Origin of the sequence: Winogradskyella sp. PE311, from assembly GCF_046545555.1 — a bacterium.
In the GTDB taxonomy this organism is placed as follows: domain Bacteria; phylum Bacteroidota; class Bacteroidia; order Flavobacteriales; family Flavobacteriaceae; genus Winogradskyella.
Map to the genome: position 1 here is coordinate 24,168 of NZ_JBHZTH010000001.1, position 20,454 is coordinate 44,621.

The 20,454-nt window shown below is 33.9% G+C and carries 12 protein-coding genes; all 12 read right to left on the reverse strand.

All coding sequences use genetic code 11. From position 1 onward, the window contains the following. Positions 1-6: 6 nt before the first annotated feature. The gene (gene sprA / locus ACFWU4_RS00135; protein WP_411123660.1) at positions 7-7,251 is read right to left on the reverse strand and encodes a cell surface protein SprA; all 7,245 of its coding nucleotides are present in this window, start codon (positions 7,249-7,251) and stop codon (positions 7-9) included. Between the two features lie 65 nt (positions 7,252-7,316). Then, positions 7,317-7,898 carry a Holliday junction branch migration protein RuvA gene (gene ruvA, locus ACFWU4_RS00140; RefSeq protein ID WP_411123662.1) on the reverse strand — a complete coding sequence of 194 codons (582 nt, stop codon included), beginning with the start codon at positions 7,896-7,898 and terminating at the stop codon, positions 7,317-7,319. Positions 7,899-8,064: 166 nt separating this feature from the next. Continuing rightward, a complete protein-coding gene (locus tag ACFWU4_RS00145; RefSeq protein ID WP_411123664.1) occupies positions 8,065-10,350 on the reverse strand; it encodes an NADP-dependent malic enzyme in 2,286 nt (761 codons plus the stop codon). An 81-nt stretch (positions 10,351-10,431) separates the two neighbouring features. Then, positions 10,432-11,127 (reverse strand): hypothetical protein, encoded by a 696-nt coding sequence (locus ACFWU4_RS00150; RefSeq protein WP_411123665.1) that lies wholly within the window; start codon positions 11,125-11,127, stop codon positions 10,432-10,434. A gap of 5 nt (positions 11,128-11,132) precedes the next feature. Further along, on the reverse strand, positions 11,133-12,059 hold the full coding sequence (queG, locus tag ACFWU4_RS00155; RefSeq protein ID WP_411123667.1) for a tRNA epoxyqueuosine(34) reductase QueG: 927 nt from the start codon (positions 12,057-12,059) through the stop codon (positions 11,133-11,135). Then, complete coding sequence (gene ruvB / locus ACFWU4_RS00160) at positions 12,056-13,078, reverse strand: Holliday junction branch migration DNA helicase RuvB (RefSeq protein WP_411123669.1); 1,023 nt, start codon at positions 13,076-13,078, stop codon at positions 12,056-12,058. The genes queG and ruvB overlap by 4 nt, the downstream gene beginning before the upstream one ends. Positions 13,079-13,211: 133 nt before the next feature. After that, positions 13,212-15,008, reverse strand: coding sequence for a cbb3-type cytochrome c oxidase subunit I (locus tag ACFWU4_RS00165; RefSeq protein ID WP_411123671.1), 1,797 nt, complete (start codon positions 15,006-15,008; stop codon positions 13,212-13,214). Between the two features lie 35 nt (positions 15,009-15,043). Further along, positions 15,044-16,108 carry a cytochrome c oxidase subunit II gene (locus ACFWU4_RS00170; RefSeq protein WP_411123673.1) on the reverse strand — a complete coding sequence of 355 codons (1,065 nt, stop codon included), beginning with the start codon at positions 16,106-16,108 and terminating at the stop codon, positions 15,044-15,046. A gap of 24 nt (positions 16,109-16,132) precedes the next feature. Further along, positions 16,133-17,527 carry a quinol:cytochrome C oxidoreductase gene (locus ACFWU4_RS00175; protein ID WP_411123675.1) on the reverse strand — a complete coding sequence of 465 codons (1,395 nt, stop codon included), beginning with the start codon at positions 17,525-17,527 and terminating at the stop codon, positions 16,133-16,135. A 21-nt stretch (positions 17,528-17,548) separates the two neighbouring features. Next, positions 17,549-18,154: a c-type cytochrome gene (locus ACFWU4_RS00180; RefSeq protein WP_411123677.1), complete on the reverse strand. Its 606-nt coding sequence runs from the start codon at positions 18,152-18,154 to the stop codon at positions 17,549-17,551. Between the two features lies 1 nt (position 18,155). Further along, complete coding sequence (locus ACFWU4_RS00185) at positions 18,156-18,695, reverse strand: DUF3341 domain-containing protein (RefSeq protein WP_411123679.1); 540 nt, start codon at positions 18,693-18,695, stop codon at positions 18,156-18,158. Between the two features lie 8 nt (positions 18,696-18,703). Beyond that, positions 18,704-20,440 carry an NrfD/PsrC family molybdoenzyme membrane anchor subunit gene (nrfD, locus tag ACFWU4_RS00190; protein WP_411123681.1) on the reverse strand — a complete coding sequence of 579 codons (1,737 nt, stop codon included), beginning with the start codon at positions 20,438-20,440 and terminating at the stop codon, positions 18,704-18,706. Between the last annotated feature and the right edge of the window lie 14 nt (positions 20,441-20,454).

Consider the following 20,454-nt stretch of genomic DNA (forward strand, 5'->3'; position numbering starts at 1 on the left):
ATCAAATTAATTTCCGAAGTTGTATCTTAAGGTAATTCCTGATCTTAGTGAAGTCTGAGGAAATGATGTCGAAATAGCAAAATCCGAGAAGGTATAATCAAAATAGAAAATCGCTGTTAAGTTTTTACTAAATGCGTAATCTGCTGTATACTTTAATCCCCAAATAGTTTGTCCTGCAGTAATTTGATTATTCTCTAAATCTAAATACCTAATAATTGTTTTATTATCTCTTACAGAGATATCTGCCCGCATATTTAAATCACTTTTTATAATTTGTTTAGGACCTGCTAAAGCCGAACGAATTCTTAAATCTTTAATACGGTATCCTAATCCCAAAGTGTATTCTTTACCCTGTATTTCTGTCATCAAATTATTATCAAAACTGAGTGATAATAACCTATCTGTTTTAACCTCAGCTAAAACTTTAATCGAATTTTTCATCTCAAATTCTAAACGAATGAGAGGACTGAACTGCTCTTCTAAATTTATATTACTAAATAAAGTTCTACTTTTAAAGTTACCTGCCTGATCTAAAGCGTCAGCAGGTTGGTCATCAAATGCTGTTCCTGGTATTGGTGCTTCGTTATCAATAGGATCTAAATTTAGATCTAAATTTGTTCTGAACTGATTAATTGTATATCTCGATCTATAACCATGTTGTACCGAAAAACGTCTAAAAGTTTTCTTAAACCATGGAATTTTCATTAACCCTGTATATTTTAAAGTCCAATTTGGTATTGGTACGTCTCTAAAGGCACTTGTATTTATTTTATCTGGATTACCTCCTTGATATGCTGATAAAAATGCAGGTATAAGAACCTTCTGACTATTTTTACCAAATCCTTCTGGATAACCCTCTGCATCAGTCGTAAATGGGGTAGTACCATAAAATTCTCTTGCTAAACGGTTGGCTATAATTAGTCGATTTGCTCTGAAATCATTGAAAGTTACGGACTCAATTTCATCACTTTTACTAAAAGCTGTTTTAATTAATGATGTAGAAATATTAAAATTACCAAAAGAATTGGTGAGTAAATCTTCATAAGCATCACTCAAACCATCATTATTATTATCTAGTCCTCTGAAATTTTCAGTAATATTTTCAGCATAAGTTCTGTTACCAATTAAATCAATTTTTAAATCACGCATTGGCTCTATATTAACTGAATAATCTAAAGCTTTGTTAACCACCTCTGTATATTGCTGATTAAATTCTGGGAAGGTAGTTAACCAACCTTCTCGAGCAACTAGTTGTCTAATATCGCGTTGACTACCGAAAGTATAACCTACAGTTGGTCTTAATGTACCGATAAATCCTGGTGTTGGTAAATAACCTGGCAAATACGTACCATTATTCTCGGTATAACCCAACTGAATACGTTTAACCATAGTTACAATATCAATTAGAGTATTGTATGCTTTCTTTCCTGTACTTAATTTGTTTGGGTCTTTAGCTTGACCATCTTTATTATTTGAATTTACATCGGGTGTAGCCGTCCTTCTCGTTGGTGCTGTATTTCTGCTTCTACCTCTTTGATTACCTTTCCTTACTAAACCAATAGACTTGTATAAAGTCTCCATGTTTAAAGTTGTATTAAGATTGTGTGTATTTGAATTTTGAATAGAATGTCCTAAATTAAAAATATCACCATCTAATTCTAACCCTTCATTTAAATCAGATCCTTTTTGCCATTGAAATGTACCGTTATAGGCATAAGTTGCCCTTAGAAAACTTAAGGCTGGTATTTTATAAAGCGGTAATTCATAATTAACTTGAAGCTGTTGTGTCTGAAAATTTGGATCGCCTACATCAAAAAAACCGTCCCACACATTAAGTTCTGAATCTTGCCTTCCATTAATGCGGTCATCAATAAAATAATTTCTAACAATATTGCTATTAGAAGCAGTAAAGTTGAGGCTTAATGCATCTGTCAGGTTATAGTTTATAGCATATTGAAAATCGAATGTATAATTTCTTCTAAATAGTTCTTCAATCCCGATATTATCACCACCCAATTCTACCTCTCTAAACCTTTGTTTACTGAATTGGCGATTTATATTTGTATTAACTGATAAGCTAGATGGTATTGGGTTAAAATTAAAATCTTTAAGTATTTTCCAATACTTGCCAGTAAAAAGTGAATCGTTCTTTTTGAAAGGCTCTATCCTAAGTGGCTCAAAGGCATAATTATAATTAGCGCCTGCCCGAACGCTCTGGTCTAATGCATTTTCTATTTCAAAATCGCGATGCTCTACTTTATTATATGAATAATTAAAAGTTAAATTTTCAACATCATAGAATCGTTTTTTAGAGTCACCTGTTCTCTGTTTTCTAACACCAATAAAGTTGATGCTCTTTCTCTTTGTATAATCTTCAGACTGATTTCTAATACGTTCTTCGTCCTCATTATTATCTGCTGCATCTAAGCGAGATTCTAAGGTTAAATCGTTATAAAACTGATCAAATTTAGGAGTAATAAGCTCTTCACTTTGAGCATAATTAAATGGAATTTGTAATCCCCATTTTTTTGGTAATAATTGCCCTAGCTGCACATTTGTTACTACATCATATTGTTTTACATCCTCAAGACTCCGTTCATTCGGGCCTTGTTCAATTCCTCCAAAACCAATTGTACTGCGACGCCCAGTAACGCTAATATCTGCAAAATCTGCAATATTAGAATCCATGCTAACTACAGCTGCCCAACCACCTTCATTTTCTAAATCAGACATTCTTAATTCATTAAACCAAACTTCACCACAAGCATTACCTGCGATACCTGAATTTTTAACACCTACCATTAGGACTCTAATGTCACCAAAATTAGGATTACCTTTTATTGCCACACGTTGCTGACCAATAGGAAGCGGTGAAAACTCTAAAACTGGAGTTTCCGCTAATTCGCCATCTATAACATTATAAAATGTAGGATCTTCATTTGAAAGTGTCTGGTTATCAATACCCTCAGATTTTATACGCTGTAAAATTTCAAGAGACATATTAATCTCATTAACCTCAGGCCAAATTCGCTCCTCTAATGATAAATTAGGATCGACTAAATCTGTTGGTAAAAGCGGTACTTCGATTTGGTAAAAATTCTGTGTAAAATCATTACCCATTCTAATAAATGCAGTCAATTCTCCTTCTTGAAGTGTTTGTCCTTCTTGTGCTTCTGCATGTAAAAACATCCGTAAGTTTTTATACTGACGCATATCTACATTAATATTTTTAAAAACGCCTCGGGAATCTTGACGTTCTAATTCGCAAGCCTGTAAAACTAATGATTGCTCATTCTGTCTTATTATATTATTATTATTATTTAGCTCCTCCCTTCTTACTCCTGGCGGAATCACATAATCCCCATCATTTTCTTGCACACCTATGATTGCTACATTAAACTCCGCATTTGCACTATTATTAGTTGGATCCGTATCTAAATCTAAAGTGTAACGTCTCCAATCACTTCTAACTAAATCTAAAGTTGCAAAACGCAATACTGTATTTTCAGTAAACTCCCTTAAATATAAACGCGCAAAACGTACAGACCTTATATCTGTAATACCACCAACAGCATTAGTAGGTTCATTAATCGGCAATCTAAACTGATACCATGACACTTCTCTCTGATCACCATTGGGTAATGTTACCGTTCTTACCTTAACATCATTAATTTGAGAATTATTAATATTAAGGTTAGAAGGATTCATATCAACCTCGTATTCAAAATAACTATCAATAGTATTCATTGTGTTATCTCGGTTAATATCTTCTACATCTGGTTGTGTAGTAGAACCTCTATTAGTGTCTGTAAATACATCTGGAGTATTTCCTTGCTGTCCGTTATACTGCTTATAACGATCAAAAATATTACCGTCAGTATTTAAATAATAAGTATAATTATCCTTTGAAGGATCTTCACCAAAATTATTAGCTCCAAAGACTTGGGTTAACATTAAACTTTCTTCCGCATCATCGTATCCATCATAACCTACATCTTGGTTAGTACGTTGCTGTCCAGTGGTGGCAAATGTATAAATAAGTGATTGATTTTGAGGTACAGTATACGGATTCTGAAGTGTTGGTGTGTTTTGTTGTATTGTTGTTATATCTCCATCTTCAGGTAGACCATTTTCAAATTGTTTTTTACCATCTTTTAATACATCCTCTGAAATATTTCCTAGATTGATAGTTAATTTACCACCTGTACTCGTTGGATTATCTAAAAAGGGATCTTGCACCCAAAACTCAATGTATTCTACATTTGCCTGTTCGAAATCCGTAGATGTAATTTGCCTTGTAATTCCAGCCCAACTTTGATCAGGATTAAGAACGTCATCAGTTTCATTCGGATCAAAATTATATGGACCACGTTCAGTTGGGTAGTAGGCTAAATCTAATGTATTAATAACTGATGTTTGACCTTGTACAATATCTACTTCTGGAAAAATTTCTTCGATAAAAACTCGTCTTGTATATAAATCCGAAACGTCATCATCTGTTATACCATCAGGTCTTTGATTACTATAAAAAATAGGATCAACAGTATACCAGTTCAAAAATGCTCTACCATATCCGTTTTCAATACCATTATTATCATTACCTGGTATTTGGGCAGGTAAATCTTTTGGTCTACTAGATAAAAACCAAGACAAAGGACTCGCTAAATCGATTGAACCTTGTGTACCTTCAAAATCGTCTATATATGCAGTTGCCTCACCATCGAAATCAGTTCCTTTTGGTGCGCCTGGTAACAAGTATGCAAATTCACCTCTAACGGATAAATTTGAAGGGACATCTGTATCAATATTTGGTAACTTATTAGCTAATCTAGTTAAAAACGGTACCTCAGTAGAGTAGTTTCCATTGAATCCAAAAATTGTATTGTTTATAGGTTCTGAATTAAAATTAGCTTTTTGAGTAATTGGTCTTTCATTAAGATTTAACAATGTTGCGCCTAGAACAAAATTTTCGTTAAATTGATGCTCTACGTTAATCCCTGTAAAACGTCTAGTTTGTTGACCAAAAGTTGCATTATTTTCAACTGATACATTTATTGGCGTATTAGATGCATTCAACGCTTCATCTAAAATCTCTACTCGTCCTAATTGATAATTTACAGTATAATCTATACCTTCGACAAGTAGTCTCCCACCTGCAGTTACCCTTACAGAACCTCTTGGCACATTAAATGCACCAATAGCAATACCACCTCCATTACCACTACTTTTAAAACGTCCTTTGATTTGAAACTTATTCTTTTCTGCCTCATCTAAGGCTTGTGTTTTTGTAGATTTATAAAGAATGTCATAAACATATTTCTCTTGATTTTCGTTTGCGAACGTGTCTTGTTCGTAATCTACATCATTATTGTTTGGATTGCCATCATCATCTAGAACATCAAATAAATAACGTCCAAAAGGCTCTGTCTTTGTGAATATAATCTTTCCATTTTGAGGTATAACGGTAACCTGCGGGCTCGCTACATAATCGAAAAAACCATCACCACCTTCCTGAGGATCATTATTAAAATTCAATCGATCTAAATGAAATAATCGTATTAAAGGAGTTTCATTAATTTGAGTATCGTCCCCTGCAAAAGGTGTATTATTATCAAAAGGAGGAAATGCGGTTCCTTCTACGGGTCTAATATAGTTTACCGGTGAAGCTTCAGTATAGAAAATATTTAATCTAAAGTCTTCTTGACTTAATTGAAAGGCTCCAGTATTATATATATTCTTCATCATTAAGTCCCAAATCGGTTGATCTACCGCAGTCACAGCACTTTTTAACATTTTTAAAACTAGACTCTGGTTACTAATAATTTGGTTTCCATTTGTACCGTTACTTACTTGAGTAGCATCAACACCGTCATTAGCAAATTCACCTACTTGAAAAACTTCACCACCTCTAGTATATTGAAATGCAACAGCCAAAACTTCATCATTTAACAATCGTTGGTTTAATGAAATATATCCTAACTCTGAATTTAATACATAGTCTTGTCCCTCTTGTAATTTTCTTGCGGCCTCTAATTTCCCATAATCAAAACCTTCGTTTACTCCAACTTGCACTCCTGATTCTACATTTGTAATGTCCCTAACTGCATCTGTGAGCAATGAACCTGCACCACCAATATTTGTAGGATCAAAGTCATTATTTCCATTATCTGGTAATGCGCCCGAACCTACATTAATAAAACCACCTGGTAAGGGCTGTAAACCAATATTCTGAGCTTCTGACTCACCTAAATCTTGAAAAGCAACTATATTTCTAACGTTTTCGGTTTGATTGTTTCTATTTGTTACCCAAACTTCAACTCGTGTTATCTGTAGGCCTTGATTATCAATAAATGGATATTGTAATAACGCATCATCATAAGAATCTCTAAAATAGTGCGATAAAAAATAATGCCTATTTTCATCATAATCTCTGGCAAAAAACTCAAACTCCTCTAGTGTACCTCCCCCTTGAGCAGTAACAGAACGCGATTGAGATTGCTGTTCTGAGAAAACTGCTGTAACTCGTGTTTTGCCAAATTGTAATTCAGTCTTTACACCAAATAAACTCTGTGCACCTGTAATTAACGAGCTATTTAAGGGCATGTTTACGTTACCTACTTCTATCTTACGAACTATATCATCTTCAGTAGGTGTATATTCTAATTTTATCAGCTGTTGAAAATCGAAGGTAGCCTCAGTATCATAATTAGCAGTGACCTGTAATCTTGTGCCAACTTTACCTATTAAACTCAATCCAATTCTTTGATCAAAATCAAATGTGAAATTGGTTCTATTTCTTGGAGAAAAAGAAGGATTATCTTGTCTAGAGAAAAGTACACCTAAATCTACTTCTGCATATCCACTTGGAATGACACTGATTGTATTACCTCCAAATATTGTTTCAAAAAGATCAGATTCGACATAAAATTCTGGTAACAGATTCTTCTGATCTTCTTCAGAACCCTCTTTTTGGCCCGCAGCAGCGTCAGCCATCCGTTTGTAATATTCTTTTAATTTTTCTTGAAGTACTAAACGCTGAAACTCTTCTGGAGTTAATATTAAAGGGTAATTAATATTGAAATTACCTATTTTTTCACTGTATATATAACGATCTATTATTGGGTCGTAAGTATATTTTGAAACAATACTATTTGGGTTTGGCATTTTTAATTTACCAAAAGCAAATGTAGTTTTAGTAGAGTCTTGCTCTTCAGTTTCTTGCGCAGAAAGAACACTGCTAAATAGCATCATTAATGCTAGAGTGCATAAAAAACTAATTGACTTGAATCTATTATTGTTAGTTTTGTTCAATTGTTTTATAAATTTTTGAGAGCTTCTTTAATAATCTGTTCTACTTGTGCTTCAGGCTGAGTTTTTAAAATTCTATCAACAACCTTCTCAGATTGTTTTTTATTAAATCCTAAAACATCTAAAGCAGATAACGCTTCATCTTTATTCGTATTGTTTGGTATTAAAGAAAGTTCATCTATACCATAAACTTTTAACACTTTATCTTTTAAATCAATGATAACACGTTGTGCAGTTTTTACACCAATTCCTTTTACACTTTGAATTAATGCTACATCACCAGTAGCTATCCCTTCTTTTACTTGTTCTGGTGAGAGTGAAGATAACATGGTACGTGCTGTATTTGCTCCAATACCACTTACTGATATTAAAAGTTTAAATATTTCGCGTTCTGTCTTCGATGAAAATCCATATAGGCTATGAGAATCCTCTCTTACCTGCAGATATGTGTATAATCTTAAATTTTCTTGGTCAGGAATTTGCGAGAATGTATTGAGCGAAATGTTTATAAAGTAACCCACTCCATTGCAATCAATAATAACATCTGTAGGATTTTTTTCAACAAGTCTCCCCTCTAAGTGTGTAATCATAAATATCAGTTGTCAACATAAATTAACCTTAATTAAAACCTATCAAGAAAGGGTTGTCTACCAATTGTGCTTTGGTAGGATAAATTGATAAATTTATGTTAAAAGTCTATGTTCCAAATGTAATAAAATTATTTGCATTTAATAGCTGTTATTAAAACTTAGAAAGTTACTTTTTTTGTTGGCGTTTTTCTCGTTCTTGAGCATCAACAACAGCAACAGTTACCATATTGGCAATTTCATCAACACTAGCACCTAATTGAAGAATATGAACTGGCTTTTTCATACCAATCATAATCGGCCCAATGGACTCAGCTTTATTCAACTCTTTTAGTAGTTTGTAAGTAATATTTGCTGAATCTAAATTTGGGAAGATTAGGGTATTCACTTTTCTACCAGCCAATTTAGAAAAAGGAAAAATATCTTGAAGCATTTTAGAATTTAATGCAAAATCTATTTGTAATTCACCATCAACCACCATATCTGGATATGTCTCGTGAAGATAGCTTACAGCATCTCTAACTTTTTTTGCATCAGCGTTATCTGAAGATCCAAAATTAGAATAAGACGTCATGGCAATAACGGGTTCTATACCTAACATTTTTGCAACTTTAGACGTCATGTATGCAATTTTAGCTAAATCTTCAGAACTTGGATTTATATTAATTGCGGTATCACTCAAAAACATAGGTCCTCTTTGAGTCATCATAATATTAGTTGTTGCAATTCTTGTTACACCTTTTGCCATACCAATTAGCTCCAACATCGGTTTTACAACTTTTGGATAACTTGTTGAATACCCTGATATTAAGGCATCTGCATCTCCTTCATTGACCATCATTGCCGCAAAATAATTGCGCTCACGCATTATTTTCTGAGCAGAATATTTTGTGACACCTTTAAGCTTTTTTTGAAGCCAATAAGCTTCTGCATATTGATTTTTTCGATTTAATTCTTCATCAGATTTTGGATCAATAATCTCAACCTCTCCGTCAAACTCAATCTCTTTCATAAGGGCCGATATAGTGTCTTTTCTTCCTAGAAGAATTGGTATAGCAACACCTTCATCATATGCAATTTGAGCGGCTTTTAAAACATCGAGTTGATCTGCTTCTGCGAAAACTACGCGTTTGGGATTATTGCGCGCTTTATTCAATAATAATCTTATTAATTTATTATCAGAACCTAAACGCTCTAACAATGAATTTTTATAGCGCTCCCAATCTTCTATCGGCTCTTTGGCTACTCCACTTTCTATAGCAGCTTTTGCAACAGCAGGAGGTACTTCAGCAATTAATCTAGGATCAAAAGGTTTTGGTATAATGTAATCTCTCCCAAAAGTTAACTTGGTTTCTGCATAAGCTATATTTACTTGTTCTGGTACAGGTTCTTTTGCTAAATTAGATAATGCTTTAACAGCCGCCATCTTCATGGCCTCATTAATCTTTGTTGCTCTAACATCCAATGCACCTCTAAATATAAATGGGAAACCTAATACGTTATTAACTTGGTTAGGATGATCACTACGACCAGTTGCCATAATAATATCATCTCGCGTATCTATTGCTAAATTATAGTCAATTTCTGGAACAGGATTGGCCATTGCAAATACAATAGGGTTTGCCTCCATAGATTTTAGCATCGCTGGGCTTACAATATCTGGTTGAGATAAACCAATAAACACATCTGCATTTTTCATAGCCTCGGTAAGTGTATCAATTTTACGATGCGTTGCAAATTCAGCTTTTTGAGATGTAAGATTATCTCTGTCATTTCTAATTACACCTTTACTATCTAACATCACAATATTCTCCCGCTTAGCACCAAATGCCTGATATAAACGTGTACAAGATATTGCAGCTGCACCAGCACCACTAACAACAATATTTACTTGGTCTATTTTCTTTTCTGCTAATTCTAAAGCATTAATCAATGCAGCAGCCGAGATAATTGCAGTTCCGTGCTGATCGTCGTGCATTACTGGTATATCTAGTTCTTCCTTTAAACGACGCTCAATTTCAAAAGCTTCAGGTGCCTTTATATCTTCTAAATTTATACCACCAAAAGTGGGAGCAATATTCTTAACTGTCTCAATAAATGTATCTACATCTTCCGTATCAACTTCAATATCAAAAACATCAATGTCTGCAAAGATTTTAAATAATAGACCTTTTCCTTCCATTACAGGTTTAGAGGCCTCTGGTCCTATATTGCCTAAACCTAAAACTGCTGTTCCGTTAGATATTACTGCAACTAGATTTCCTTTTGCGGTATACTTATAAACGTTATTGACATCTTTTTCTATTTCTAGGCAAGGTTCTGCAACACCAGGTGAATATGCCAACGATAAGTCTCTTTGAGATGCATATTTTTTAGTTGGAACAACTTTTATTTTTCCGGGAGTTGGTTTAGCGTGGTATAATAAGGCTTCTAAACGTTTACTTTGTTTGCTCATAATCTAACTGGATTAATACGCAAAGATATGAATTGAAAATTTTGATTATATACAAATTGAAATATTAGTTTTAACAGAAATCTATTTTAACAATTCTAGTGTAATTGTAGTGTTTTCGATAGTGAAAAACTTCATCTTTATAAACCCAAACTTCTGATTAAACAAAAACTCGGACCTAGTAGTTTTAATACTGCTCTTTGTTTCTGCCTTTATCAAGGTGCATTTAAGCTTACCAAGATTAGTTTTATATAATTTTTCCTCTTGCTTTTTATAATAGTGCGTTAAGTGCAAATTTTGGTATCTACCGTAAGATGCGTCTAATACCCATTTCCATTTTTTGAAAGAATTAAATTTTACATATGGAAAAGCTGAAAGTTGTAATACATCTAAATCTGCTTGTCTAGGAGGATGCATCCATATATTAAAAGCATTTTCTACCAAGCCGGTTCTTTCATAGAGTATTCGTTTTTTACTTTTGTCTAAATATTCAAATTTAATTACAGTTTGACTATAGTCGGGATCAAAATTTGAGAAAGGCTTCGTTGTTCCTTGTATTATTAACTTAATATATTTTAGCTCCGTATTTAAAAGCTTGTTGTTATGTTCAATTTTACATTGATACAAAAATGTTTTATCTACTGGGTAGATAGAATTATTTACATCAAACCTATTATCATTATTAATTAAATTTTGGGGAATCGATTCAATATAAACAACATTCTTATTTGGGCAACAGCTATAAAGAAGTAGTATGTATAAAATTAAAAATAATTTCATTCATCTTATTTTTTCAAAAATTTAATATTCCGTTCTAATCCAGAAAACTTAGTACGCTTTACAGCAGATTTTTTAAATACCTTTTTGAAGGTATCTTCGGTAATTTCACCCCAATCCTTTTTTGTCATATCTAATAACTCAGGATGCGCATTAAACAAAGGCTCATTATGTGGTTTAGAAAAACGATTCCATGGGCATACATCTTGGCAAATATCACAACCAAACATCCAGTCGTCAAATTTGTCTTTAAATTCTGAAGGCATATTATCTTTTAACTCTATGGTAAAATAAGATATGCATTTACTACCATCAACAACAAAAGGTTCTGTTATTGCTTTTGTAGGGCAAGCATCTATGCACGCTGTACATGTGCCGCAATGATCTGTAACAGGTGTATCATAATCTAATTCTAAATCGATTATTAATTCGGCAATAAAGTAAAAAGAACCAACTTTTTGAGTTAGTAAATTAGAATGTTTACCAACCCAACCTAACCCAGATTTAGCCGCCCAAGCCTTATCTAAAACTGGTGCTGAATCAACAAATGCACGTCCGCCAACCTCACCTATTTCATCTTGAATACAATGTAAGAGTGATTTTAGCTTGTCCTTGATTACAAAATGATAATCGGCACCGTATGCGTATTTGGATAACTTATAAGAATCTTCATTCTGAAACTCTGAAGGATAATAATTTAATAATAAAGAGATGACACTTTTAGAGCCTTCAACAAGTAGAGTTGGATCTAGACGTTTATCGAAATGATTTTCCATATAACGCATTTCACCATGCGCATTATTCTTTAACCATTTTTCTAATCGAGGTGCTTCTACTTCTAAAAACTCAGCTTTGCTAATACCACATGATAAAAATCCGAGGCGTTTGGCTTCGGATTTAATAAATTGTGTGTATTTAGTTTTATTATTTATCAAAATAAACCACCTTGAGTTGGTCCTTTTATTTTTCCAAGATGTTTATAAGCTTGCTCAGTAACTTCTCTACCTCTTGGAGTTCGCATTATAAAACCTTGCTGAATTAAAAATGGCTCATATACTTCTTCAATAGTTTCTGTACTTTCACTAACCGCAGTTGCTATAGTGCTTATTCCAACTGGTCCACCCTTAAATTTCTCAATTATGGTGTTAAGAATTTTATTATCCATCTCATCTAAACCATGAGCATCTACGTTAAGAGCTTCTAATGCAAACTTGGCGATATTTATATCTATATTTCCATCTCCTTTTATCTGGGCAAAATCTCTTACACGTCTTAATAGAGCATTTGCTATACGAGGAGTTCCACGACTTCTTCCTGCAATTTCAATAGCTGCTTCCATAGAGATTGGAACATCTAATATTGAAGCACTTCTCTGCACAATTGTTGTAAGTAAGTCCGTTTTATAATATTGTAAACGACTACTTATTCCAAATCTGGCTCGCATAGGAGCCGTTAACAAGCCTGAACGTGTCGTTGCACCAACTAATGTAAATGGATTTAAATTAATTTGAACTGTTCTGGCATTAGGGCCAGACTCTATCATAATATCTATTTTATAATCTTCCATTGCTGAATACAAATACTCTTCAACAATTGGGCTTAGCCGATGAATCTCATCTATAAATAATACATCTCGGTCTTCTAAATTAGTAAGTAATCCTGCTAAATCACCAGGTTTGTCTAAAACCGGTCCTGATGTTACTTTTATACCAACTTCTAATTCATTGGCTAAAATGTGAGCCAATGTGGTCTTACCTAAACCTGGAGGTCCATGAAATAGTGTGTGATCTAATGCTTCACCTCTAAGATTTGCAGCTTGAACAAACACCAACAAATTCTCTAAAACCTGATCTTGTCCTGTAAAATCTTCAAAAGTTAATGGTCTTAACTTTTTTTCGACATCAAGTTCTTCCGGGCTAAAATCTTCGTTGGATGGATTTAAGTTTTCATTCATCTTTAGTATCTATGAAAATGGAAATCTTTTTTAATTAGTATTGATTACTCAAATATAACGAAAAAGCCTTTCTGAAATAGAAAGGCTTTTGATATTATAAATCTCCTTTTAGAGATTAATATTTTCAATCGGTTTAATGTTGTAATTCTTCTTCACCTTCATATAAAGGTACATTCTGTGGAACAAAATCAACATCATGCCCTGGCTTACTATAATCATATGGCCATCTGTATACATGAGGTATGTCACCTTCCCAGTTTCCATGTATATGTTTTACTTCAGTCGTCCATTCTAAAGTTGTAGACCTCCATGGATTCTTTTCTGCCTTTTTTCCATAAAAAATTGAGTATAAGAAATTCCATAAAAATATTAACTGAGCAACACCAGCTGCTAAGGCGAAAATTGTAATTAATTGTTGCGTATCTATTGTATCGTCAAATAACGGAAAATTCGAGTTAGTATAATAGCGTCTTGGTAAACCTGCCATACCAATAAAATGCATAGGGAAAAACACCCCATAAGCACAAATTGCAGTCAACCAAAAATGAATATAACCTAGATTTTTATTCATCATTCGACCAAACATTTTAGGAAACCAATGATAAACACCGGCAAATACACCGTATAGTGCAGAAATACCCATTACCAAGTGGAAGTGAGCAACTACAAAATATGTATCATGAACATTAATATCTAATGCACTATCACCTAAAATAATTCCTGTTAAACCACCTGTTATGAAAGTTGACACCAAACCTATAGAAAATAACATCGCAGGATTGAGTTGCAAGTTTCCTTTCCAGAGGGTTGTAATATAGTTAAATGCCTTGACCGCAGACGGAATTGCAATTAACAATGTTGTAAAAGTAAATACAGAACCTAAGAACGGGTTCATGCCTGAAATAAACATGTGGTGACCCCAAACTATTGTGGATAAAAATGCTATTGCCAAAATTGACATTATCATAGCTCTGTAACCAAAAATAGGTTTTCTTGCGTTAGTAGCAATTACCTCAGATGTTATCCCTAAAGCTGGTAATAATACAATATATACTTCTGGGTGACCTAAAAACCAAAATAAATGCTCGTACAGCACTGGAGAGCCACCTTGATAATGTAATACTTCACCTTGTATAAATATATCAGATAAGAAGAAGGATGTTCCGAAGCTTCTATCCATTATTAACAATAATGCAGCTGACAATAATACTGGAAAGGATATCACACCAATTACAGCAGTTACGAAAAAAGCCCATATGGTTAATGGCATTCTCGTCATTGACATACCTTTAGTACGTAAATTAATTACGGTTACAATATAGTTTAGAGATCCTAACAATGATGATGCAATAAAAATAGCCATTGAAACTAACCACATTGTCATACCCGATCCTGATCCTGGTTGGGCCATTGGTAATGCAGAAAGCGGTGGGTAAATAGTCCAACCTGCCGCTGCTGGTCCTGACTCAACAAAGAAAGAAAGCACCATTAAAAGGCTAGATAAGAAAAATAACCAATAAGAAATCATATTAAGAAATCCTGAGGCCATATCTCTAGCACCTAATTGTAATGGAATTAACAAATTACTAAATGTACCACTCAAACCAGCGGTTAATACAAAGAATACCATTATAGTACCATGTATTGTAACTAAAGCAAGATATATATCTGCATCCATAACTCCATCAGGAGCCCATTTCCCTAAAAGTGCATCAAAAACAACATTTGGCTCTTCCGGCCATGCAATCTGCATTCTTATCATTAAGGACATCATTATTCCAATAATACCCATAACAATAACACCAGTTATTAAATACTGCTTAGCAATCATCTTATGATCCTGACTAAATATGTATTTAGTTATGAAAGTTTCTTTATGATGATGTACGTCGTGGTCATCGTGACCGTGTGTATCTACTGTTGCTGACATAATCTCTTTATCTATTTCTTAAAATAATTTAATTCTTAATTTAACGAGTTGGCGAAAGTTTTTTGTTCTGACATCCAAGCGTCAAATTCTTCTTGAGTTTCCACAATAATTTTCATTTGCATATTGTAATGCGATCTTCCACAAATCTTATTACATAATAATAAATAATCAAATTCGTAAAGCTCTAAAGCCTCTTCTCCATCTGCAGTTAGCTCCTTACTTTTTTCTACTCTTATCTGGTTAATATTCATAACCTTCTCCTGAATATCAGGGTTCTGTCGCATTTCTTCAGTAGTTACTGAAGGTGTAAATCCAAATTGGGTTACCATCCCAGGCACACAGTTCATTTGCGCTCTGAAATGAGGCATGTAAGCTGAGTGTAATACATCCTGAGAACGCATTTTAAATAATACTGGCCTTCCTTTAGGTAAATGAAGTTCTGTAACGATAACATCATCTTGTGCATTAGGATCATCTTCGGCTACACCTAGTATGTTCGCTCTGTCCAGATCAATTAATCTTACATTAGCTTTTCCTAAAACATTATCATCACCACCATATCTGGCTTTCCAATTAAATTGCTGCGCATACAATTCTATTATCATTGGATCTTCTTCATCACTCACATCCATTATATCATTCCATGTAAATAACCCATATAAAATTAAACCAGCAAGCACTATAACGGGTATAATTGTCCAGATGGCTTCTAATGTATTGTTATCTGCATAGAACAAGGCCTTCTTTCCTTTTTCACCTCTATACTTAAATGCGAAATAATGAAGTAAATATTGTGTTACAGTTTGCACAATAAATATTACAATCATTGTAATAATCATTAAACTATCAATCTCTGGACCATGTTCTGAGGCTGAATTAGACATAAGAGGCAAATCCCCTAAATACCAAAAGCACAAAATAGTAATGATATAGATGAATGCTAAGAACACCATCATCATGTAACCATTCAACTTATTATCCCTATCATCGGCTACTAGCGAACTTGAAGTACCAGCTTGAGCCAAATCAAAAATCTTCACTAATTGCCATATGGCAATAGCTACAAAGAGTACAATTATAATCGTTAATAAAGCAGTCATTATCGTTTCTGTTCTTTTTAATAATTAATAATGGAAATGTTCACTTTCCTTCATAAATGGATTTCGCTTCGCTAATAATGGCGCTTTTCCTAAAGCTGTAAATACAAACAATAAGAAAATGCCACCAAATAATAATATGGATCCAACTTCGGGTATACCAATAAACCATCTATCACCAACAGTTGCAGGCATAATCATATTAAATATATCTATGTAATGGCCACAAAGAATTACAATACCAGCCATAACGACAAACCAATTGATTCGCTTATAGTCACTATTCATTAATAATAATAGTGGGAAAATAAAATTCATAGCTAGCATTCCAAAAAATGGTAAGTTATAATCTTCAATACGTGTAACAAAATATGTTACTTCTTCAGGAATATTGGAATACCAAATAAGCATGAACTGTGAGAACCACAAGTATGTCCAGAAAATACTGATACCAAACATAAATTTAGCTAAATCGTGGATATGGCTGTCATTTACAAATTCTAGTAAACCTTTAGATTTTAAGTATATTGTTACGATGGCTATAACTGTTATTCCACTTACAAACATACTTGCAAATACATACCATCCAAATAATGTACTAAACCAGTGAGGGTCAACACTCATTATCCAATCCCAAGACATCATTGACTCTGTGTAAATATAAAACACTAGGAAACCTGCTGAAATTCTAAAGTTCTTTTTAAAGTTTCTATTATCATCTGCTTCATCTTGCGCTAAAGAGAATTTTCTTGAAAAATATCTGTATAAAGACCAACCACCTAAAAAGATGAAACCTCTGATCATAAACCCGGCTTTGTTTAACCAACCAGCTTTACCTTGAATAAGTTCATCGTGTGCAACAACGTCTGGATCCATCCAAATAAAAATGTGACTATCTGCAACATAAGCTATTGCCAATACTATTAAACCACCAGGTAGGACGTAAGATGTTATTCCTTCCATTACTCTAAATAGAACTGGCGACCAACCTGCTTGCGCAGCATATTGTATGGCGTAAAATGCTAAGACACCTAAAGCAATCATAAAGAAAAAGAACGCAGCAACATATAATGCTGAGTATGGTCTATTGTGAATTTGATGAAGAACGTGTTCTTCATGACTCATTTTATGTCCTTCCTCTGCATGCTCTGCTCCATGAGCGTCTTCTCCATGAATTTGATCTGTGTGACTAGCTAATTCAGCATGAGATTCTGAATGTTCTTGTTCGGCATGTCCATCATCATGTGATTCTACCCCATGAACTTCTCCATGACCGTGATGCTCACTTGCTAGAAGCTCTTTAACGTCCTCAACATCTTCATATTTATGAGAATCCATAAAGCCGTAAGCAACACCTAAAAGTCCTAAAACTATCATGACGATTGCTCCTATTCTTAATCGATTTGAAATTTTATATTCCATTATATAATCTTTATCTAAATCTTACTTTTCTAAATCTGCCTTTAGCTTTTCAACATAAGCCACAACCTGCCAACGCTCCTCTTCATTAAGCTGGTTTGCATAAGAGCCCATAGTATTCTTACCATAATATATAACATGATAAATACTACCAGTTGTAATTGCTCTTCCTGCATCATCATAACTTGGTACACCGAGTATCTTTTCTCTTTGCATTAATTTACCTTGTCCATCACCTTTTACACCATGGCAAATTGCACAATAAACTGTGTACAAAGGTCCTCCCTTGGCATAATCAATTCTAACCTTATCTGAATCAGTGGCAACTGGCATTTCATCCAATGGAACAGCGTCTGCTAAAGGATTTTTTAAAGTTGCTTTTGCTAAATCATAACCTTCATTAGTATTTTCAATTTCGTAAGGCATAAAATCTCCTCTAGGAATTGTGCCTTCTGCTGGCAATTGCGCTTCAAAACCACTTGCAAAAGCATCTGATTCTTGATAGGCTTCGTACCCAACAGATTCATACATGTTAGGCATATATTGATAGTTTGGTCTTGAATTCTTTTTGCAAGACACTAAGCCTACCAACATTACTAATACTACGATATATTTTAAGGATGTCTTCATATTAATGTGCATCTTCTTCTTTATCTACAATATTTATTTCAACAGCTCCTGTTTCTTGTAATAATGACGTTAATTCGTTTTCATTATTATGCAATGCTATTTCCATTAAGAAATGGTCATCTGTTGTTCTTGGGTCTGGGTTTTCAGCCTTTTTAAATGGCCACATTCTACTTCTTAAGTAAAATGTTATTACCATTAAGTGAGCTGCAAAAAATACAGTAAGCTCAAACATTATTGGTACAAAAGCTGGCATGTTTTCTAAGTAACTAAAACTTGGCTTACCACCAATATCTTGAGGCCAATCTTTAATCATTATAAAATTCATCATCACAATTGCAACTGTTAAACCAACACAACCATACATAAATGCCGTTATCGCTAATCGTGTAGGTGCTAAGCCCATTACCTTATCTAATCCATGAACTGGAAAAGGCGTGTATATTTCTTCTATATGATGTTTTTCTGCCTTTACTTTTTTTACGGCTGACATTAATACATCATCATCTGTATAAATAGCATGAATTACTTTCGAAGCTTCCATAAACTATATTAGTTATTTAATAAATTTTTAGCTTGCCCTGCCCAATCATCTCTTTCTGCTCTTCCTGGGAAAGAACCTGTAATTGAATCTAACAAATCATATTCTGTTTTCGTCATCTTACTTACTTGCAAGAATGTATAAATACCAATGCTGTTAAGAACATCTTCCATCTTTGGTCCAACACCACTAATCCTTTTTAAATCATCAGCAGTTTCAGTATTTGAATCAAACGACCCTATAGTACCTAAAAGATTGTTTACTTTTTCATTGCTATTATCTGGTAATGCCCCCTTTACAGATGCCGTTATACTTGGTGCAACATTAGAAGTTCTTGTATCTGAACCAGTACCAACTAAACTATCCCCTCTTTCTCTAATTTTCTTATAACGCTCACCAGATGATTTTAAAATAGTTTTAACTTCTGCTTGCGCTATAACTGGGAATGTACGTGAGTACAATAAGAATAGCACAAAGAAGAAACCTATAGTTCCTATGAATATTCCTATATCCACAAATGTAGGAGAGAACATTGTCCAAGATGATGGTAAATAATCTCTATGTAATGAAGTAACGATAATTACAAAACGTTCAAACCACATTCCAATATTTACAACAATAGAAATAAAGAATGAGAACATAATACTAGTTCTAAGTTTCTTAAACCACATAAATTGCGGAGAAAATACATTACAACACATCATAGACCAGTATGCCCACCAGTAAGGACCAGTTGCTCTATTTAAGAATGCATATTGCTCATATTCTACGCCAGAATACCATGCTATAAATAGCTCTGTAATATATGCCACACCTACAATAGAACCTGTAAGCATTATTACAATATTCATTAATTCTATATGCTGTACAGTAATATAATCCTCAAGATTACACACTTTTCTCATAATAATAAGTAAGGTGTTTACCATGGCAAACCCAGAGAAAATTGCGCCTGCTACAAAGTAAGGCGGAAATATAGTTGTATGCCAGCCAGGAATAACAGATGTTGCGAAATCAAATGATACAATAGTATGAACAGACAGTACTAGAGGCGTTGCTAAACCAGCAAGTACTAAAGATACTTCTTCAAAACGCTGCCAATCTTTAGCTCTACCAGACCAACCAAAACTTAATAAGGAATAAATTTTCTTTTGGAACGGTCTAACAGCTCTGTCCCTAATCATTGCAAAATCTGGTAATAAACCAGTCCACCAAAACACTAATGACACAGATAAATACGTAGAAATTGCGAATACATCCCAAAGCAATGGCGAATTAAAGTTTACCCACAACGAACCAAATTGGTTTGGTATTGGTAACACCCAATATGCCAGCCATGGTCGACCCATGTGAATAATTGGAAATAAACCTGCTTGAACAACCGAGAATATTGTCATGGCCTCCGCAGAACGGTTAATTGCCATTCTCCATTTTTGACGGAAAAGTAAAAGTACCGCAGAGATTAAAGTTCCTGCGTGACCGATACCAACCCACCAAACAAAGTTAGTAATATCCCAAGCCCAGTTTACAGTCTTATTAAGACCCCAAACTCCAATACCAGTAGATATTGTGTAAATAATACAACCTATTCCCCAAAGGAACGCAACCAACGCTATACTGAAAACAATCCACCATGCTTTGTTGGCTTTGCCTTCAACTGGTCTAGCTACATCAACAGTAACATCGTGATACGATTTTTCTCCAGTTACTAAAGGTCTTCTAATAGGTGCTTCGTAATGAGACGCCATAATTATATACTTGT

Bases quoted from the DNA above. Each gene is read 5' to 3' on its own strand.
- sprA (WP_411123660.1), bottom strand. From the start codon at position 7,251: ATGATGCTATTTAGCAGTGTTCTTTCTGCGCAAGAAACTGAAGAGCAA.
- ruvA (WP_411123662.1), bottom strand. From the start codon at position 7,898: ATGATTACACACTTAGAGGGGAGACTTGTTGAAAAAAATCCTACAGAT.
- ACFWU4_RS00185 (WP_411123679.1), bottom strand. From the start codon at position 18,695: ATGGAAGCTTCGAAAGTAATTCATGCTATTTATACAGATGATGATGTA.
- ACFWU4_RS00180 (WP_411123677.1), bottom strand. From the start codon at position 18,154: ATGAAGACATCCTTAAAATATATCGTAGTATTAGTAATGTTGGTAGGC.
- ACFWU4_RS00145 (WP_411123664.1), bottom strand. From the start codon at position 10,350: ATGAGCAAACAAAGTAAACGTTTAGAAGCCTTATTATACCACGCTAAA.
- ACFWU4_RS00165 (WP_411123671.1), bottom strand. From the start codon at position 15,008: ATGTCAGCAACAGTAGATACACACGGTCACGATGACCACGACGTACAT.
- ACFWU4_RS00170 (WP_411123673.1), bottom strand. From the start codon at position 16,108: ATGACTGCTTTATTAACGATTATAATTGTACTCTTTGTAGCTATTGCC.
- ACFWU4_RS00150 (WP_411123665.1), bottom strand. From the start codon at position 11,127: ATGAAATTATTTTTAATTTTATACATACTACTTCTTTATAGCTGTTGC.
- ACFWU4_RS00175 (WP_411123675.1), bottom strand. From the start codon at position 17,527: ATGGAATATAAAATTTCAAATCGATTAAGAATAGGAGCAATCGTCATG.
- ruvB (WP_411123669.1), bottom strand. From the start codon at position 13,078: ATGAATGAAAACTTAAATCCATCCAACGAAGATTTTAGCCCGGAAGAA.
- nrfD (WP_411123681.1), bottom strand. From the start codon at position 20,440: ATGGCGTCTCATTACGAAGCACCTATTAGAAGACCTTTAGTAACTGGA.